This is a genomic window from Cupriavidus sp. WKF15 (assembly GCF_029278605.1).
Taxonomy (GTDB): domain Bacteria; phylum Pseudomonadota; class Gammaproteobacteria; order Burkholderiales; family Burkholderiaceae; genus Cupriavidus.
Map to the genome: position 1 here is coordinate 124,670 of NZ_CP119572.1, position 16,469 is coordinate 141,138.

Annotated in this window: 18 protein-coding genes; 12 read left to right on the top strand and 6 right to left on the bottom strand. The window is 68.0% G+C overall.

Annotated elements, in window-relative coordinates:
* The first annotated feature begins 6 nt into the window (after positions 1–6).
* Complete coding sequence (gene xerC / locus CupriaWKF_RS00520) at positions 7–1,050, top strand: tyrosine recombinase XerC (RefSeq protein WP_276099113.1); 1,044 nt, start codon at positions 7–9, stop codon at positions 1,048–1,050.
* Positions 1,051–1,054: 4 nt separating this feature from the next.
* Here xerC and CupriaWKF_RS00525 read toward each other — a convergent pair whose 3' ends face one another.
* Positions 1,055–2,014 (bottom strand): transcriptional regulator GcvA, encoded by a 960-nt coding sequence (locus tag CupriaWKF_RS00525; RefSeq protein ID WP_276099114.1) that lies wholly within the window; start codon positions 2,012–2,014, stop codon positions 1,055–1,057.
* Between the two features lie 203 nt (positions 2,015–2,217).
* Here CupriaWKF_RS00525 and CupriaWKF_RS00530 point away from each other — a divergent pair, with 203 nt between their 5' ends.
* From CupriaWKF_RS00530 to pcp, 9 genes are all read left to right on the top strand, one after another.
* Positions 2,218–2,586: a DUF2917 domain-containing protein gene (locus CupriaWKF_RS00530; protein ID WP_276099115.1), complete on the top strand. Its 369-nt coding sequence runs from the start codon at positions 2,218–2,220 to the stop codon at positions 2,584–2,586.
* Between the two features lie 163 nt (positions 2,587–2,749).
* Complete coding sequence (lipB, locus tag CupriaWKF_RS00535; protein ID WP_276099116.1) at positions 2,750–3,460, top strand: lipoyl(octanoyl) transferase LipB; 711 nt, start codon at positions 2,750–2,752, stop codon at positions 3,458–3,460.
* A 47-nt stretch (positions 3,461–3,507) separates the two neighbouring features.
* Positions 3,508–4,503 (top strand): lipoyl synthase, encoded by a 996-nt coding sequence (gene lipA / locus CupriaWKF_RS00540; protein WP_224082877.1) that lies wholly within the window; start codon positions 3,508–3,510, stop codon positions 4,501–4,503.
* A 211-nt stretch (positions 4,504–4,714) separates the two neighbouring features.
* Entirely contained in the window at positions 4,715–5,365 is a 651-nt protein-coding gene (gene pxpB / locus CupriaWKF_RS00545; RefSeq protein ID WP_276099117.1) for a 5-oxoprolinase subunit PxpB, read from the top strand.
* Positions 5,362–6,381: a biotin-dependent carboxyltransferase family protein gene (locus CupriaWKF_RS00550; RefSeq protein WP_276099118.1), complete on the top strand. Its 1,020-nt coding sequence runs from the start codon at positions 5,362–5,364 to the stop codon at positions 6,379–6,381. The genes pxpB and CupriaWKF_RS00550 overlap by 4 nt, the downstream gene beginning before the upstream one ends.
* Positions 6,382–6,392: 11 nt before the next feature.
* Positions 6,393–7,133 (top strand): 5-oxoprolinase subunit PxpA, encoded by a 741-nt coding sequence (gene pxpA, locus CupriaWKF_RS00555; protein ID WP_276099119.1) that lies wholly within the window; start codon positions 6,393–6,395, stop codon positions 7,131–7,133.
* A 99-nt stretch (positions 7,134–7,232) separates the two neighbouring features.
* On the top strand, positions 7,233–7,961 hold the full coding sequence (locus CupriaWKF_RS00560) for a DUF969 domain-containing protein (protein WP_276099120.1): 729 nt from the start codon (positions 7,233–7,235) through the stop codon (positions 7,959–7,961).
* 3 nt (positions 7,962–7,964) lie between these two features.
* On the top strand, positions 7,965–8,915 hold the full coding sequence (locus tag CupriaWKF_RS00565; protein WP_276099121.1) for a DUF979 domain-containing protein: 951 nt from the start codon (positions 7,965–7,967) through the stop codon (positions 8,913–8,915).
* 14 nt (positions 8,916–8,929) lie between these two features.
* Positions 8,930–9,580 (top strand): pyroglutamyl-peptidase I, encoded by a 651-nt coding sequence (gene pcp / locus CupriaWKF_RS00570; RefSeq protein ID WP_276099122.1) that lies wholly within the window; start codon positions 8,930–8,932, stop codon positions 9,578–9,580.
* A gap of 112 nt (positions 9,581–9,692) precedes the next feature.
* Here the strand turns inward: pcp and CupriaWKF_RS00575 are convergent, their stop codons facing one another.
* From CupriaWKF_RS00575 to CupriaWKF_RS00595, 5 genes are read right to left on the bottom strand one after another with little or no spacing between them, the layout of a single operon-like run.
* Entirely contained in the window at positions 9,693–10,940 is a 1,248-nt protein-coding gene (locus CupriaWKF_RS00575) for a VanZ family protein (protein WP_276099123.1), read from the bottom strand.
* A gap of 12 nt (positions 10,941–10,952) precedes the next feature.
* Positions 10,953–11,579, bottom strand: coding sequence for an ABC-type transport auxiliary lipoprotein family protein (locus CupriaWKF_RS00580; protein ID WP_276099124.1), 627 nt, complete (start codon positions 11,577–11,579; stop codon positions 10,953–10,955).
* 37 nt (positions 11,580–11,616) lie between these two features.
* Entirely contained in the window at positions 11,617–12,558 is a 942-nt protein-coding gene (locus CupriaWKF_RS00585) for an MlaD family protein (protein WP_276099125.1), read from the bottom strand.
* Positions 12,555–13,424 carry an ABC transporter ATP-binding protein gene (locus CupriaWKF_RS00590; protein WP_276099126.1) on the bottom strand — a complete coding sequence of 290 codons (870 nt, stop codon included), beginning with the start codon at positions 13,422–13,424 and terminating at the stop codon, positions 12,555–12,557. The genes CupriaWKF_RS00585 and CupriaWKF_RS00590 overlap by 4 nt, the downstream gene beginning before the upstream one ends.
* The gene (locus CupriaWKF_RS00595) at positions 13,421–14,557 is read right to left on the bottom strand and encodes an ABC transporter permease (RefSeq protein WP_276099127.1); all 1,137 of its coding nucleotides are present in this window, start codon (positions 14,555–14,557) and stop codon (positions 13,421–13,423) included. The genes CupriaWKF_RS00590 and CupriaWKF_RS00595 overlap by 4 nt, the downstream gene beginning before the upstream one ends.
* A gap of 188 nt (positions 14,558–14,745) precedes the next feature.
* Between CupriaWKF_RS00595 and CupriaWKF_RS00600 the strand changes: the two genes are divergently transcribed.
* Together CupriaWKF_RS00600 and CupriaWKF_RS00605 are read left to right on the top strand one after the other, a co-directional pair.
* Positions 14,746–15,606 carry a biotin--[acetyl-CoA-carboxylase] ligase gene (locus CupriaWKF_RS00600; RefSeq protein ID WP_276099128.1) on the top strand — a complete coding sequence of 287 codons (861 nt, stop codon included), beginning with the start codon at positions 14,746–14,748 and terminating at the stop codon, positions 15,604–15,606.
* Positions 15,603–16,424, top strand: a complete 822-nt coding sequence (locus tag CupriaWKF_RS00605; protein WP_276099129.1) for a type III pantothenate kinase — start codon at positions 15,603–15,605, stop codon at positions 16,422–16,424. Before CupriaWKF_RS00600 ends, CupriaWKF_RS00605 begins: the two co-directional genes overlap by 4 nt.
* The last annotated feature ends 45 nt before the right edge of the window (positions 16,425–16,469 follow it).

Below are 16,469 nucleotides of genomic sequence, written 5' to 3' on the forward strand. Positions count from 1 at the left end.
GCAGCCATGACCACCGATCCGACCAACGCCTCCGGGGCGGATGCGGATACGCCGGCGGCCGACCCGGCCATCGCGCGCTACCTCGCGTGGCTGCAAGGCAGCCGCAAGCTTGCTGAACACACCATCCGCAGTTATCGCCGCGACCTGACCACGTTGCAGGCGCACGCCGCCAGGCACGCGCCGGGGGTTGCGTTGCTGACGCTGGAGACCCGCCATATCCGCGCCTTTGCCGCGCGCCTGCATGGCGAAGGACTGGCCGGCACCAGCATTGCCCGCACCTTGTCGGCCTGGCGTGGCCTTTATCTGTGGGCGGCGCAGCACGGTCTTGGCGTCCAGGCCAATCCCGTGGAGGGCGTGCGCGCACCGCGCTCCGGACACCGGCTGCCCAAGGCGCTTTCCGTCGAACATGCCGTGGCGCTGGTATCGCATCCCGCGGGGACGGATGCCGCGGCACTGCGCGACCAGGCCGTGTGGGAGCTGTTCTACTCCAGCGGATTGCGCTTGTCGGAGCTGGTGCAGCTCGACCTGCGCTATGAAAGGCTGGACGGCTACGAGTCGGCCGGCTGGCTGGACCTGGCCAGTGCGGAACTGACCGTGACCGGAAAGGGCTCCAGGCGGCGTACCGTTCCGGTTGGAAGCAAGGCGATGGAGGCGTTGCGCGCATGGCTTGCCGTGCGCGATCAGCTACTGAAGCCGAGGGCCGCTCCCGAGGAAGCGTGTGCACTGTTCCTTGGCGCGCGCGGACAACGGCTGTCGACGCGCGTGGTGCAGTTGCGGCTCAAGGAGCAGGCCATTCGCGCAGGCGTGCCCGCCGACGTGCATCCGCATATGCTGAGGCATTCGTTCGCCACGCATATGCTGCAGTCGTCCGGCGATCTGCGGGCGGTGCAGGAGCTGCTCGGACATGCCAGCATTGCCACCACGCAGATCTACACGTCGCTGGATTTCCAGCATCTGGCGAAGGTTTATGACAAGGCCCATCCAAGGGCCGGGCGCGCTGCGGCGAAGAACGATGCCGGCGACGACGAGGCGTCGCCGTTGAAGGATTGAGCCCTCAGTCCGCCCACTGCGCCAGCACTTCCCGGAAGCGGTCTATCTCTGGCAACAGCCATCCCCGGAACGCCTGCACCTTGGGTGTATCCAGTGCCCCGGGTGCGCATACGAAGTAAAGCAGCCACGGGCACGGAATGCCGACATCGAACAGCCGCACCACCCGCCCGGACAGCAGGTCGTTGTAGGCGAGCGAGGAGCGGATCAGCGCAATGCCCTGGCCTTCGGCCGCTGCCTGCAGCAGCAGGGACGAATCTTCGAGCAGCAGCCCCTTGCGCGGCTCGGGCCAGTCCAGCCCCGCGGCTTCGAACCACGGCTTCCATGGGTCGCCTTCGCCGCGCAGCAGGTTCAGGCCGGCCAGGTCACTTGGCTGTTCCGGCAGGCGCCCGCCGTTGAAACCCGGGCTGCAGACCGGAAAAAACACATCATCGAGCAGCTTTTCCACATACAGTCCCGGGTAGTCGCCCGTTCCCATGCGCAGCGCGATATCGACCTCTTCCTGGCCGAAATCCACGAGCGTGTTCGATGACAGCAACTCGACGTCGAGTTCCGGATGCCGTTCGATAAAGCTGCCGATGCGCGGCGTGAGCCAGCGCGCGGCAAAGGACGGCATGGTGCTGATGGTCAGCCGCTTGTCGCGGTTGCCGGATTGCAGCACGCGCGTGGCGTCGGCAATCTGCAACAGGGCATCGCGGATGCGCTCGGCGTACAGCCGCCCGGACGGCGTCAGCGCCACCCGCTTGCCGTGGCGCTCGAACAGCGGCATGCCCAGCTCGTCTTCCAGTGCGCGGATCTGGTGGCTGACCGCGCCGTGCGTGACGAACAGCTCGGTCGCCGCGCGCGAAAAGCTCTCGTGCCGTGCCGCCGCTTCGAACGCGCGCAGCGCCGTCAGGGCCGGCAGGCGTGGCAGTTCACGGTGCCAGCCGCGCGGCATGTCCCTTTCCCATGCACCCTTCCATGCCATGACAGCCTCCGCTTTGTGAATTTGCCTAACAAGAACTTCAAAAATATATCGTTTTGCCAGTGCGCGGGCAATCACTAGAATTCAGATCACCGGCGCCCCATTGCCTCTGCGAAGTGAAGTGGCCTGGCGGGAAAACCAGGCCAGTACCGGTCAGATGGCAAGACTCGGCAAACCTGCCGAGGCCGGCGGATAGGAGATCCAACATGCAAGCCCTGCTCACAACGACAGTATTCACCCTCAGCCCCGGCGAAGTCACCGCGCTGTCGATTCACGCGGCACAGCGCCTTCATGTGGAGGACGCCGCCGGCGTCGACCTGTGGATCACGCGCGAAGGCGATTCCGAGGACTACTGGCTGCGTTGTGGCGCGAGCCTGCTGCTGCGGCGTGGCGATGAAGTGGTGCTGAGCATCGATCCGCGCGCGCGCCGCGCCGTGCGCCTGGCGCTGATTGCCGAGGCGCGCCGCCCGGTGCCGACGCTGGCCGATGTCCCGCACCTCGTGTACCGCGCACTGCGGCGCCTGGTTCGAGGCACGGAATGGACGCCAGGCGACGATCACGTCACGGCCGCCTGAGCCAATGAACAGGCTATCCTCGCCAAGCGCGGCACAGCTGCGCCTGGTCTGGTCGAAGCCAGGTGATGAACCAGGCAGCCCGGACGCGCGGCGGGCCTGACGGATACCCGCGTGAACGTGGCAGGGGCCGGCGCAAGCCGGCCCTTTTCGTTACACTCTCGCCATGCATCCGATTCAAGTCATCGAGCGGGGCCGCGAGGATTACCAGCCCTGCTTCGACGCCATGCGCGCCTTCACCGCCGCGCGCACGCCCGAGACGCCCGACCAGCTCTGGCTGGTCGAGCATCCGCCGGTCTACACGTTGGGCCAGGCGGGCGATCCCGCGCACCTGCTGGCACCGGACGAGCGCATTCCGATGGTGCAGATCGATCGTGGTGGACAGATCACTTATCACGGCCCCGGTCAGGTGGTAGCTTATCTGCTGCTCGATCTCAAGCGCCGCAAGTTGATGGTGCGGGAGCTGGTTTCCGACATAGAGCAGGCCGTGCTGGACACGCTCGCGGCGTATAATCTCGCGGCTGAGCGCAAGCCCGGCGCCCCCGGCATCTACCTGTCGGACGGGCCGCACCGGGGCGCCAAGATTGCCGCGCTCGGGCTCAAGATCCGCAATGGCTGCAGCTACCACGGCGTCAGCCTGAACGTGCAGATGGACCTGGCGCCGTTCCTGCGCATCAATCCTTGTGGCTATGCCGGCCTGGAAACAGTCGACATGGCCACCGCAGGTGGACACTGGCAGGACCAGCCCGTGACCGCCGCACAACAACCTGACATCGCGCGACGCCTGGCGGCGGCATTGTGCGAGGTGCTGGCAGCGCGCGAAGCCCGTGCGCTGGCGGCAGACAAAACTGCCGCCACGCCGGCCCTGGCCTCTTAGTGACAAGCTGACAAGCGAATTGCACGCCCTGGCGTGCGGAGATATTTATGAGCGACGCCCTGATCGCCTCCTCCAGCGACACCCCGCAATCCCCCGCGGAGCAGTACGATCCGACCCGCAAGCAGAAATCTGCCGACAAGACCGCGCGCATTCCCATCAAGATCGTGCCGGCCGAGAAGCTCAAGAAGCCGGACTGGATCCGCGTGAAGGCCGCAACCGGCAACTCGCGCTTCTATGAGATCAAGGACATCCTGCGCGCGAACAACCTGGTGACGGTGTGCGAGGAAGCGAGCTGCCCGAACATCGGCGAATGCTTCGGCAAGGGCACCGCCACCTTCATGATCATGGGCGACAAGTGCACGCGCCGCTGCCCGTTCTGCGATGTCGGCCACGGCCGTCCCGATCCGCTCGACGTGAACGAGCCGGGCAACCTGGCCCGCACCATCGCCCAGCTCAAGCTGAACTACGTGGTGATCACCAGCGTCGACCGCGATGACCTGCGCGACGGCGGCGCCCAGCACTACGTGGACTGCATCAGCCAGACCCGCGAGCTGTCGCCGGCAACCCGCATCGAAGTGCTGGTGCCGGACTTCCGCGGCCGCCTGGACAAGGCCCTGGACATCCTGCAGGCCTGCCCGCCCGATGTGATGAACCACAACATGGAAACCGTGCCGCGCCTGTACAAGCAGGCCCGCCCGGGCGCCGACTACGCGCACTCGCTCAAGCTGCTGCAGGAGTTCAAGCGCCGCAACCCGAACGTGCCGACCAAGTCCGGCCTGATGGTCGGCCTGGGCGAGACCGACGAGGAAATCCTCGAAGTCATGCGCGACATGCGCGCGCACGACATCGACATGCTGACCATCGGCCAGTACCTCGCGCCGTCGAACCACCACCTGCCGGTGCTGCGCTACGTCCATCCCGACACCTTCAAGATGTTCGAGGAAGAGGCCTACAAGATGGGCTTCACGCACGCCGCCGTGGGCGCGATGGTGCGCAGCTCGTACCACGCCGACCAGCAGGCGCACCAGGCGGGGTTTGCCTGATCGGCACCATCGCATCGGAATGAGCAAAACGGCCGGGGAAACCCGGCCGTTTTGCTTTTGTTCGTCCCTATTAGGGTCAATCCTTAGTGCCGGGCCCTTCCATGTTTCGTTATGATGAATTCATCGATAAATTGTCGATGAATTGCTGGTGGGTCACATCTGGTGCCATACGGGCCTACACTGATCAGCAGGGTTCCTGCCGGTGTTGCCCATGACTTCCTGTACCGTCCACCGTCTTGCCGAACAGGCGCTGCTCTGCAGCGTGCCGCCGCCGGCCTCGCTCGAGGTCCAGCGGCGCATCTGGGCCATGGCGGCACGTGCGGGCGACTGGCGTGGCGTGGTCGACGTCGTGCCCGGCATGAATAACCTGACAGTGATCTTCGACGAGACGGCCGATATCGCGGCGCTCCAGCGCAACCTGAAGCTCGCGTGGGCGTCGGGCGAGGCGAGCCAGGCCGCCGGCCGGCTCGTGGAGATCCCCGTGCGCTACGGCGGCGAGCACGGGCCCGACCTGCCCGATGTGGCCGCGCATACGGGCCTGAGCCCGCAGGAAGTGGTGCGCCGCCACAGCGCAGGCGAGTACGTGGTGTACTTCCTGGGCTTCCAGCCCGGCTTTGCCTACATGGGCGGACTGGCGCCGGAACTGGCCACGCCGCGCCGGCGCGAGCCACGGCTGGCGGTGCCGGCCGGCTCGGTCGGCATTGGCGGCGAGCAGACCGGCATCTATCCGGCGTCCGCCCCGGGCGGCTGGCAATTGATCGGGCGTACCGATGCCGCGCTGTTCGTGGCCGATCGCGATCCGCCTTCGCTGTTCGCCCCCGGCGATACCGTGCGTTTTGTTGTCGAGGAGGTCATCGCGTGATCGAGATCATCCGGCCCGGAGCGCTGGCCTCGGTGCAGGACCTTGGCCGCACCGGCTTTCGCCGCTTCGGCGTGGGGCGCGCCGGCGCCATGGATCCGCTGGCGCTGACCCTCGGCAACCGGCTGCTCGGCAATGCGCCTGGCTGCGCCGCCATCGAATTCACGCTCGGTCGTGCGGCCGTGCGCTTCCATGACGATCTGCGCGTGGCACTGGCCGGCGCCGAGTGCAGCGCCAACCTGGACGGCGTGCCGGTCTGGTCCTGGCATGCCTTCGACGTCCGCCGCGGCAGCACGCTGACACTGCCCGCCACGCGCGGCGGCACGCGTGCCTACCTGTGCGTCGCGGGCGGCATCGACGTGGAACCGGTGATGGGCTCGCGCAGCACCGACCTCAAGGCCGGCTTCGGCGGCTATGCCGGCCGTGCGCTGCGTGAGGGCGATCGCCTGCCTGCGGCACGCCCCGGTGTGACGGGGGACCCGGGCTGGCTCGGCGTACAGGCGCCGTCGTGGGCGCTGCCTGTTGCCGACGCCGGCGGCGCCATGCCGATCCGCCTGCTGCCCGGCCCCGAGTATGACGATTTCGAGCCCGCCGCGCAGGCCGCGCTGTGGGAGTCCGACTGGACCATCACGCCGAACAGCAACCGCATGGGCCTGCGCCTGCAAGGTCCGGCGCTCGCGCGCAAGGCAGAGCGCAGTGCCGACCTGCTCTCGCATGGCGTGGTGCCCGGCGTGATCCAGGTGCCACCGGCCGGCCAGCCGATCGCGTTGATGGCCGATGCGCAGACCACCGGCGGCTACCCGAAGATCGGCGTCGTGATTGGCGCCGACCTGTGGCGCCTGGCGCAGGTGCCGCTGGGCGCGCCGGTACGCTTTGTGCGCGTCACGCTCGAAGAGGCCGCTGCCGCGCAGGCGGCAGTGGATCGCTACCTGCGCCAGATAGACCAGGCCCTGCAATGGCAGGGCGATGGCATGACCATAGCCGCGCGCCGCCGCACCCGTACGCGCGCCGCAGCCTAAGGAGAAACGCAATGCAGATCGATTTGAACGCCGACCTTGGCGAAGGTTGTGGCAATGACCAGGCGCTGCTCGCGCTGATCAGTTCCGCCAACGTGGCGTGCGGCTGGCATGCGGGCGATGCCGCCACCATGCTGCAGACCGTGAAGTGGGCCATCGAACGGGGCGTCGCCATCGGCGCGCACCCGAGCTTCCCGGACCGCGACAACTTCGGCCGCACCGAGATGCAGCGCGACCCGGAAGCCGTATACGCCGACGTGCTGTACCAGATCGGCGCGCTCGCCGCCATGGTGCGCGCGCAGGGCGGGCAGCTGCATCACGTCAAGCCGCATGGCGCGCTGTACAACCAGGCCGCGCGCGATCCGGCGCTGGCCGGGGCAATCGTCCGTGCCGTGCGCGATTTCGATTCCGACCTCGTTTTCTTCGGCCTTGCCGGCAGCAAGATGATCGAGGTGGCGCGCCAGGCCGGCCTGCGCGTCAAGGAAGAAGTCTTTGCCGACCGCGGCTACAACCCTGACGGCTCGCTCGTCAAACGCGGCACGCCCGGCGCGCTGCACGAAGACGAGGAAGTCGCCCTGAACCAGACCCTGACCATGGTGCGCGAGCAGCGCGTGCGCGCCATCGACGGCAGCTGGGTACCGATCCGTGCCGAAACCGTGTGCCTGCACGGCGACGGCGCCCACGCGCTCGACTTCGCGCGCCGCATCCGCGAGCGGCTCGGCGCCGAAGGCATCGCGGTCCGCGCCGGAGCCTGAGGCGGCAAGCCCGGCTACCGGTATTTCCCACGGCCTTCCCCGTCATTCCGTCCGACGGCTGAAGGCCGCTCGTTTCCATCACGCTCTCAGGGGTCTCTTATGGAACAGGCAGTCAACCTTTGGCCCCTGATCGGGGTCGGCGTCATCATCATCGGCTTCGTGCTGCGCTTCAATCCCATGCTGGTGGTGGCGCTCGCCGCCATTGCCACGGGCCTTGCGGCATCGATGCCGGTCATGCAGATCTTCACCGCGATCGGCACCGCCTTCGTCAAGGCGCGCAACTTGCCGCTGATCATCCTGTTGCCGCTGGCCGTGATCGGCCTGCTGGAGCGGCACGGGCTGCGCGAACATGCGCAGGCATGGATCGCGCGCATCGCATCGGCCACGGTGGGCCGCCTGCTGATCGTCTACCTCGGCGTGCGCGAGCTGACCGCGGCGGTGGGCCTCACCAGCCTCGGCGGCCATCCGCAGATGGTGCGCCCGCTGCTGGCGCCGATGGCGGAAGGCGCGGCGGAGAACCGCTTCGGCCACCTGCCGGAACCGATCCGCCAGCGCGTGCTGGCGTTCTGCGCGGCCACCGACAACGTCGGCCTGTTCTTCGGCGAGGATATCTTCGTGGCCTTCGGCGCGATTGCGCTGATGCATACCTTCCTGCTGTCGTCGAACATCGACGTGGAGCCGCTGCATATCGCCGCATGGGGCATCCCGACCGCGATCTGCGCGTTCCTGATCCACGCGGTGCGCCTGAAGCGCCTGGATGGGTGGCTGGAGCGCGAGCTTGGGGGCAAGGCTCCCGCCGTCAATGTCGCTGCCAAGAGCGGGGAGTAAGCCATGATCATCTCCATCGAATACCTGTACTGGCTCGCGGGGCTGGTTCTTGCCATTACCGCGCTGCTGACCTTCGCCGACCGCGAGCATCCGCGCCGCTTCAGCACGGGCCTGTTCTGGCTGCTGTATGCCATCGTCTTCCTGATCGGTGACCGCCTGCCGCCCGCGGCAGTGGGCATCGGCGCCGTGGTGATGGCGCTGATTGCCGGCTTTGGCGGCGTCGGCCACGGCAAGCACGACACGCTGCCCGAAGAAGAGCGCCGCGCCAGCGCGCGCCGCCTTGGCAATAAGCTGTTCGTGCCCGCGCTGCTGATTCCGCTGGTGACGGTGATCGGCACCGTGCTGTTCAAGGATGTGAAGATCGCAGGTATCCCCCTGCTTGATCCGAAGAACGTGACCTTCGTTTCGCTCGGCATCGGCTGCCTGATCTCGCTGGGCGTGGTGTGCTGGCTCACGCGCGACTCGGTTGTGCAGGGCGTGCGCGAATCGCGCCGGCTGACGGAGTCGCTCGGCTGGGCGCTGGTGCTGCCGCAGATGCTGGCGATGCTTGGGCTCGTGTTTGCTGACGCCGGCGTGGGCAAGGCCGTGGCGTACCTGACCACCGCGTACATCAACATGGACTACAAGCTGGTCGCGGTGGTGGTGTACTGCGTCGGCATGGCGCTGTTCACGGTGATCATGGGCAACGGCTTTGCCGCGTTCCCGGTCATGACCGGCGGCGTCGGCGTGCCGATCCTGGTCGGCATGTTCCACGGCAACCCGGCGGTGATGGCGGCCATCGGCATGTTCTCGGGCTATTGCGGTACGCTGATGACGCCGATGGCGGCGAACTTCAACATCGTGCCGGCCGCGCTGCTGGAACTCGAAGACAAGAACGCCGTGATTCGCGCGCAGGTGCCTACCGCGCTGGCCATCCTGACCGCCAATATCGCACTGCTGTACTTCCTCATGTAATCCGGAGACCCGACATGCGCACCGTATTGCTCACAGGCTTCGAGCCGTTCGAAAACGAGCCGGTCAATCCGTCATGGGAAGCGGTGCGCGCGCTCGATGGCGAGCGTATTGGCGATGCCATCGTCATTGCGCGCCAGTTGCCGTGCGTGTTTGGCGCGGCGATCGACGCCATGGGCGCGCTGCTGCGCGAACAGAAGCCCGCCGTGGCCATCGCGGTTGGACAGGCAGGCGGACGCGCCGAGATGTCGGTCGAGCGCGTGGCAATCAACGTCGACGATGCCCGCATCGCCGACAACGCCGGTGCGCAACCCATCGATACCGAGATCGCCGCGCACGGTCCGGCTGCGTATTTCTCGACGCTGCCGATCAAGGCTATCGTGCGTGACATGCGCGAGGCCGGTGTCCCTGCCGCTGTCTCGCAAACGGCAGGAACGTTCGTCTGCAATCACGTGTTCTACGGACTGATGCACGCCCTCGCGACGCCTGCCGGCGCAGGCGTGCGTGGCGGCTTTATCCATATACCTTACCTGCCCGAGCAGGCAGCGCGTCATCCGGGCCAGCCCAGCATGTCCCTGGAGATGATGATCCGCGGTATCCGCCAGGCTGTTGCCACAACGCTGGCAACGGAGGTCGATGTACGTGAACAGGGTGGGCAGTTGCACTGAGCCCATCCACTACTGTAGCCGGCCGGTCTCCAGACCGGCGGCCACTTCTCCGCGAACTCCCTTCTGCAAGCGCCGAATCCGGTGGCAATCGCCATCGTTGCCTCGCGCGCCGCTATGTCACCTTCTCCCTCTTCACCGCCGCCCTGCGCGCCGCCGCCGCCTTGCGCCGCTCATGCCGCCCCAGGCTCACCTGTTCAAAGCGCCACATCACATAGCAGAACGCCAGGAACGGCCACAGCCATCCGAGCCATTGCGCCAGGCTGTTGAAATGGACGAAGCGCCCCATGCGCCAGCCCTGTTCGGAGATCCACGCATACGGATTGGACGGCAGCACATTGGTCAGCACCACCAGCGTGAGCAGCGCGGCCAGGGCAAGCACCGCGCGGAGCCAGCGCGGCACATACAGCAGCAGGGCCAGGGCCAGCGAGCTGGTCAGCAGCGCAAAGCGGCCGCCTTCCGACAACCAGATGAAGGCGTTGCCATCGGGGAATTGCAGTTCCGCCACGGCGGCCTTGATCAGCAGCGCCGTGGCCAGCAGACCGGCCAGGATGCGCAGCATCGGCGCGTGCCGGCGCATCGCGATCGATGCGAACAGCCCGGTGCCCAGCCAGCTGCTGGCCGTCACCAGCGTTTCGAGCAACTGCTGGCTCTGCATGTCCTCCGGGCGCAGGCCGATGCTTTCCTGCCACGCCGGCAGCGACGGCACCAGCATCTGCAGCACCTGCATGGGCCACGAGTCAGGGTCGGTCAGCCATTCGCGCACGATGCCGCCCATGCCGAACAGGTGCTCCTGCGGAAAGAGCTGCGCGAACGGCCACAGCAGCAGCAGGATGATGGCGAAGCTCGCATGCGGTTCGAACCACGCGGTGCGCAGTTGCGTGAGCGTGCCGCGGTCGATCAGCGCGGAGGTGAACGGCGCCACGACGGCACCGCCAAGCAGCGCGCCCAGCGCATTGGTGATGAGGTCGATGTTCGAGGAGATGCGGCTCGGCAGCCAGGTCTGCAACGCCTCCATGCAGCAGGAGAGCAGGGCCCCCGCGACGAACGCGATCAGCGTGGCGCGCGCGCCCGATACGCGCGGGTGCAAGGCAAGCACCACCAGCGCGCCGAACGGACAGTAGCCGAGCACATTGGTCAGCAGGTCGAACTCGGTGATGTAGCGCGGCTTGGGCGCGCTCAGGAACGCAAACGGCGAGATGCCGTTATCGGTCCAGCCGCTGAACGGGTACAGGCTGGCGTAGACCACCAGCAGCGTGAAGCACACGAGACCCACCCGCGCCAGTGGCGAGTGCCTGGGCTCGTTCGCCTCCGGCGGCGGTGCCTGCGGTGGCATGGGAGGCGGCGTGGGGGCCGGCACCATGATGCTGTTGTCCTACTTGCCCTGCAAGGGCAGCGTGGCGGCCCACGCCAGCATGTCGGCGATCACCTTGTCGGTGCTGTCCGCCAGCGCCTTGACGCCACCCGCGCCGTCGGCGCTGGGCGCCGGCTCGCGCGCGGTAAAGGTCTGCTGGCCAATCATGCCTTGGTGGTACACGGTGGCGCGCACGCGCACCACGCCGCGGCTTTCAGTGGCGCTGTCGAAGACCTGCTCGAACTCGAGCATGTCGACCTTGAGCGCGGGCACGGAGGTGTCGCCAAACCATGTGAGCGCGCCGCGCGCGGCCACGGCTTCGCGCAGGCGGCCGTCGAACAGTTGCGTGGGGGGGACCACCCAGCGCTGCGTGGCATAGGACTGCATCCGCTGCGCCTGCGCGTACTGCAGGCGGTAAAACAGCGCATTGCCTTCCATCCAGGTCGGACCGTCGGTCTGGGCGATTCTCAGTTTCGGCAGCGTGCCGGCCGAATTCTCCACGGATAGCGGCGGCCCCAGGTCGTAGGTGGTGACGGGCGGCGACGAGCGGGTCAGCGCGCAGCCGGCAAGGGCGGACACAATGGCCAGCGCGGCGAACAGGGTCCTGGCGGCGCGGCGGGCAGTGGGCAGGTCTGGTGTCGATGTCACGGTTGGCCTCGGTGGGTCATCAGGGCTGGCCTGCCGGTCACGGGGCGCTGAAGCCGGGCTCGCCCGGACCCGGCACCGGCGTTGGCGAGCCGAACAGAAGGCTGTTCGGGCTGTCACTGAACTGTCCGGCCGCGCGTTCGAAGGTGCGCGCGGTCTGACGTGCGTCGCGCGCCAGGCCGTTGACCTGCGGCAGCGTTTCCTGGCTGAGCGTACCGGCGGCGGACTGGATCGACTCGGCCGCGCCCTGCAGGTCGTGTCCGACCGTATCGACCGTGCGCAGCACCGTGCCGTTCGGGTTGGCCAGTTCATGCGTGAGCCGGCGTGTCGATTGCAGCGTCGCATTGAGGTTGTCGGTCACCTGCGGGAACTGCGCCGCCGCGGGCGCGAGCGAAGCCGACAGCCTCGAGTAGTCGTCAGCGGTCTTGTGGATCGAGCGGATCGCCGCCATCAGCTCGGCACGGTTGTTGGCCTGGAACATGTCGTTGAGCGAGGTCATGATCGTCTCGACCTGCGTGAGCAGCGAGTCGCCGCGCTTTTCCAGCTCCTCGAAGAAGCCAGGACGCATGGCGATGCGCGCCACGGCCTTGGGCGAGGTTTGCAGCGGCGGCGACGTGACAGCGCCTTCCTCCGCAGCGGTGTCGTCGAGCTGCACGTAGGCGATGCCGGTCACGCCCTGGAAGCCCAGCGTGGCGTACGTGGTGCGCGTGATCGGCGTGTCCTTGTTCACATTGACGCGCACGATGATCTGGCCGGGCACCTGCGGGTCGAAGCGGATCGACACCACCTTGCCCACTTCGAGGCCGCGGTACTTTACGTCTGCCTGAGGCCCCAGGCCGTTCACCGTCGAGCGCGTGATCAGGTCGTACGGCACGCGCACGGCGTGGTCGCTGCTGAACCAGAAGATCGCGAACAGCACCAGCACGGCCAGGCCGATCGTAAACAGTCCGGCAAGGAATGCGTGTGACTTGTTTTCCATCATGCTTCTCCAGGTTGCGCGCCGCCGGAGGCCGGCTGCAGGGCCTGCATCGCGCGCTGCGCCCGTTCGCCGAGGAAGTAGTCGTGGATGAACGGGTGGTCCACCTTGACGACTTCCTCGATCGGCGCCGCGGCCAGCACCTTGTGGTCGGCCAGCACGGCCACGCGGTCGGACAGCGCCACCAGCGTGTCGAGGTCGTGCGTGATCATCACCACGGTCAGTCCCAGTTCGCGGCGCAACTCGCGGATCAATGCCACGTAACCGTCGGAGGCCATCGGGTCCAGGCCGGCGGTGGGCTCGTCCAGGAACAGCAGTTCCGGCTCCAGCGCCAGCGCGCGCGCCAGCGCCACGCGCTTGGTCATGCCGCCGGAAAGGTCCGAGGGCATCTTGTCGGCATCGCGCGCCGACAGGCCCACCATCTGCAGCTTGAGCAGGGCCGCCTGGCAGATCAGATTGTCGGGCAGGGCCCGGAGTTCACGCAGCGGCAGCGCAATGTTGTCGATGACCGACAATGCCGAGAACAGCGCCCCGCCCTGGAACTGCAGGCCCCAGCGATTGCGCAGTGCCTGCAGCTGTGCGGGCTTCAGGCGGGTCGGATCTTCGCCAAAGACACGGATCGACCCCGAGGTGGGCCGCTCCAGCCCGACGATCTGTCGCAGCAGCACCGTCTTGCCACTGCCCGAGCCGCCTACGATGGACAGGACTTCGCCGCGGTACACGTCCAGGTTCACCCCGTCGTGCACGACGGCCTTGCCGTAGCGCTTGACCAGGTCGTGCACCTCGATGACGGCATCGCCGCGGGCGGGGGCCGGGGTCGGGGATACGGCGGGCAGGGCGGGCAGGGTGGTCGTTGTGGCTGCGGTGGTCATAGTCTCAGGCCTACGTCCTTGAACATCACGGCGAAGATGGCATCGGCAATGATCACGATGGTGATCGACACCACCACCGAAGCCGTGGTGCCTTCGCCCAGGCTCTGGGTATTGGGCCTGATGCGCAGCCCGAAGTGGCAGGCGGCCAGTCCGATCAGCATGCCGAAGGCCACCCCCTTGCCCAGGCCCAGCCACAGATTGGCCACGGGCACGGCGTCGGGCAGTGCGCGCAGGAAGAACGTCGGGCTGATGCCGAGCTGCATGCGTGCGGCGAGGATCCCGCCCGTCAGGGCCAGCACGTCCGTCCACGCCACCAGCAGCGGCATGCACACAGCCAGCGCGACCACGCGCGGCATGATCAGGCGGAAGCCGTGGGAAATGCCCATGACGCGCATGGCGTCGAGCTCCTCGGTCACGCGCATCACGCCGATCTGCGCGGTGATGGCCGAACCCGAACGCCCGGCGACCAGGATCGCGGCCAGGACCGGGCCAAGCTCGCGGATCACGGCCATGCCGAGGATGTTGACGATGAAGGTGCTTGCACCGAACGTGCGCAACTGGTTGGCCGACAGGTACGACAGCACGATTCCGATCAGGAAGCCGACCAGTGCCGTGATGCCGAGCGCCTTGTAGCCAATGTTGTAGATATTGGCCGAAATCTCGCGCCACGGTCCGCGCTGCGGCATGCGCGCGAAGCGGATCAGGTCGAAGGCGAGCTGCCCCAGCATGCTGACGCCGTTGGCAGCCTGCGCGCCGAACGACAGCACCGAGCCACCGAATACCGTGATTGGATTGAACCGGTCGACAATATGTTTCTTCCAGCCGTCGCTGTGCAGGTTGGCAATGCGCTCGAACACGCGGCGCTGGCCGTCGCTTGCGTCGAGCTGCTCCGGCAGCTTGCCGTTCCAGGCCTGCCACAGCAGTTGCGCGCCGACATGGTCGAGCTTGTCCACGCCGGCCAGCGACCAGTGGGCGTCCTCGGGCGTTTCCGTCAACGCGTGCAGCCGCGAGCGCATGGTGCGCGCCTGGTGGCAACCGGCCAGGGCGAGCGCGGTCCAGTCGCCACACAGCTGCACGCTGACGGTTCCGTCCTGGCGCGTGATGTTGAAGGCAGGCGTCGTCTGGCTTTCCAAGGGCTGGGCAATGTGATGGCTTAGTCCCGATTCTAAGCCACCGGCCGGGGTGGCGCGAGCAAAGGGCGCCCGCGGCTACAATGCGGCCTTGGAACCGGCGCTTGCATCACGGCGGTTACCGAACCCGGCCAGACCGGCGCCGCTTACCGGTTTTCCACGTCCTTGCCACGTCCTTTCCACGCTTTCCCATGACCGCCGCCCCCGATCCGCAGCCCGCCAACGCGCAACCCTGGCGCATCGACGCCGTCGCCCTGCGCGCCGCGCTGCCCCAGGCACTGCAAGGGTGGGCGCTCGAACTGGTCGAAGAGACCGGTTCCACCAACGCCGACCTGACGCTGGCCTGCCGCCAGGCGCCCTGGTCGGATGCCGCCATCCTGCGCCTGGCCTACCGACAGACCGCCGGCCGCGGCCGGCAAGGCCGTCCCTGGCAGGGGCAGGCCGGGCTGACGTTCTCGGTGGCGCTGCCGCTGGCGCTGGCGCCGTCGCAGCTGAGCGGCCTGAGCCTGGCCGTGGGGCTGGCGCTCGCGCAGGCGCTGGGCGATGTCGACGCGGGCCTGGGCGCGCGCGTCGGCCTGAAATGGCCGAACGACCTGCAGATCGACGGGCGCAAGCTCGCCGGCATCCTGATCGAGGCCGTGCCGGCCGGTCCGCAGCGCGTATGGGCCGTGGTCGGCATCGGCCTGAACCTGGTGCGCGATCCGCAGATGGAGGTAGCGCTCGGGCGCAAACTGGCCGGCGTGGCCGAGGCCGTGCCGGGCTTCGACGCCCAGCGCGACGCGACCGGGCTGCTGGCCGCCGTGCTCGCGCGGCTGGGTGCGATGCGCGAGTTGTTCCTGGCGCAGGGCTTCGCGCCCATGGCGGCTCAGTGGTCCGCCCTGGACGCCTATCGCGACCAGCCCGTGCGCCTACTACACGACGGCCAGGTGCTGGCCGAAGGCATGGCGCGCGGCGTCGACGGCGACGGTCACCTGCTGCTGGAAACGCCAGCCGGGCTGGAGCGCATCACCAGCGGCGAACTGTCGCTGCGGCCCGCCGGAGGCGCGGCATGAGCGCGCCGGTGCTGCTGATCGACATCGGCAATACCCGCCTGAAATGGGCCTGGTGCGAGGCTGGGCCCGCGGCGGAACCCGGGCACCTGCCCACGCCATGGCAGCACGGCGGCGCCGTGGCGCACACGGAAGAAGGCGCCATGAGCGCGCTGGCCGGTGCGTTGCGCGACCTGCGCGGCAAGGGGCCGATACCGTCGGTATGGATCGCCAATGTCGCGGGACCGGTGATTGCCACCCAGGTCGACGCGACGCTCGTGACAGCGTTCGGCGCATGCCCTGCGGTGCAATGGGTGCGTAGCACCGCCACGCACGGCGATCTCGTCAATGGCTATCGCGAACCCACGCAGCTCGGCGTGGACCGCTGGGTCGGCAGCATCGGCGCGCACCGCTGGCTGCCCGGCGAGACCCTGCTGATCGTCACGGCGGGCACGGCCACCACGCTCGATATCGTCACGGCGCAGCCGGGCGGCCCGGCGCGCTTTGAAGGCGGGCTGATCCTGCCGGGCCTGGCGCTGATGCTCGGCGCGCTGGCGCGCAACACGGCGCAACTGCCGGCGCTGGATGTGGCAGACACCGGCACGGCCGCCGCCACGCGCCTGCCGTGGGCCGACAACACGCATGACGCCATTGCCGCGGGCTGCCTGGCCGCGCAGGCCGGCGCGGTGGAGCGGACCTGGCGTACGCTGAGCGCGCGCGGCCACACGCGCTGCCTGCTGTCGGGCGGCGCGCGGCACGCGCTGGCAGGCGCGCTCGCCGTGCCGTTCGAGATGCACGATAATCTCGTGCTGCTCGGGCTGCACGCGATGGCAACGCCCTGAGCGACACGCCGGACACACCGCCGCCCACATCCCGGCGACCCCGCA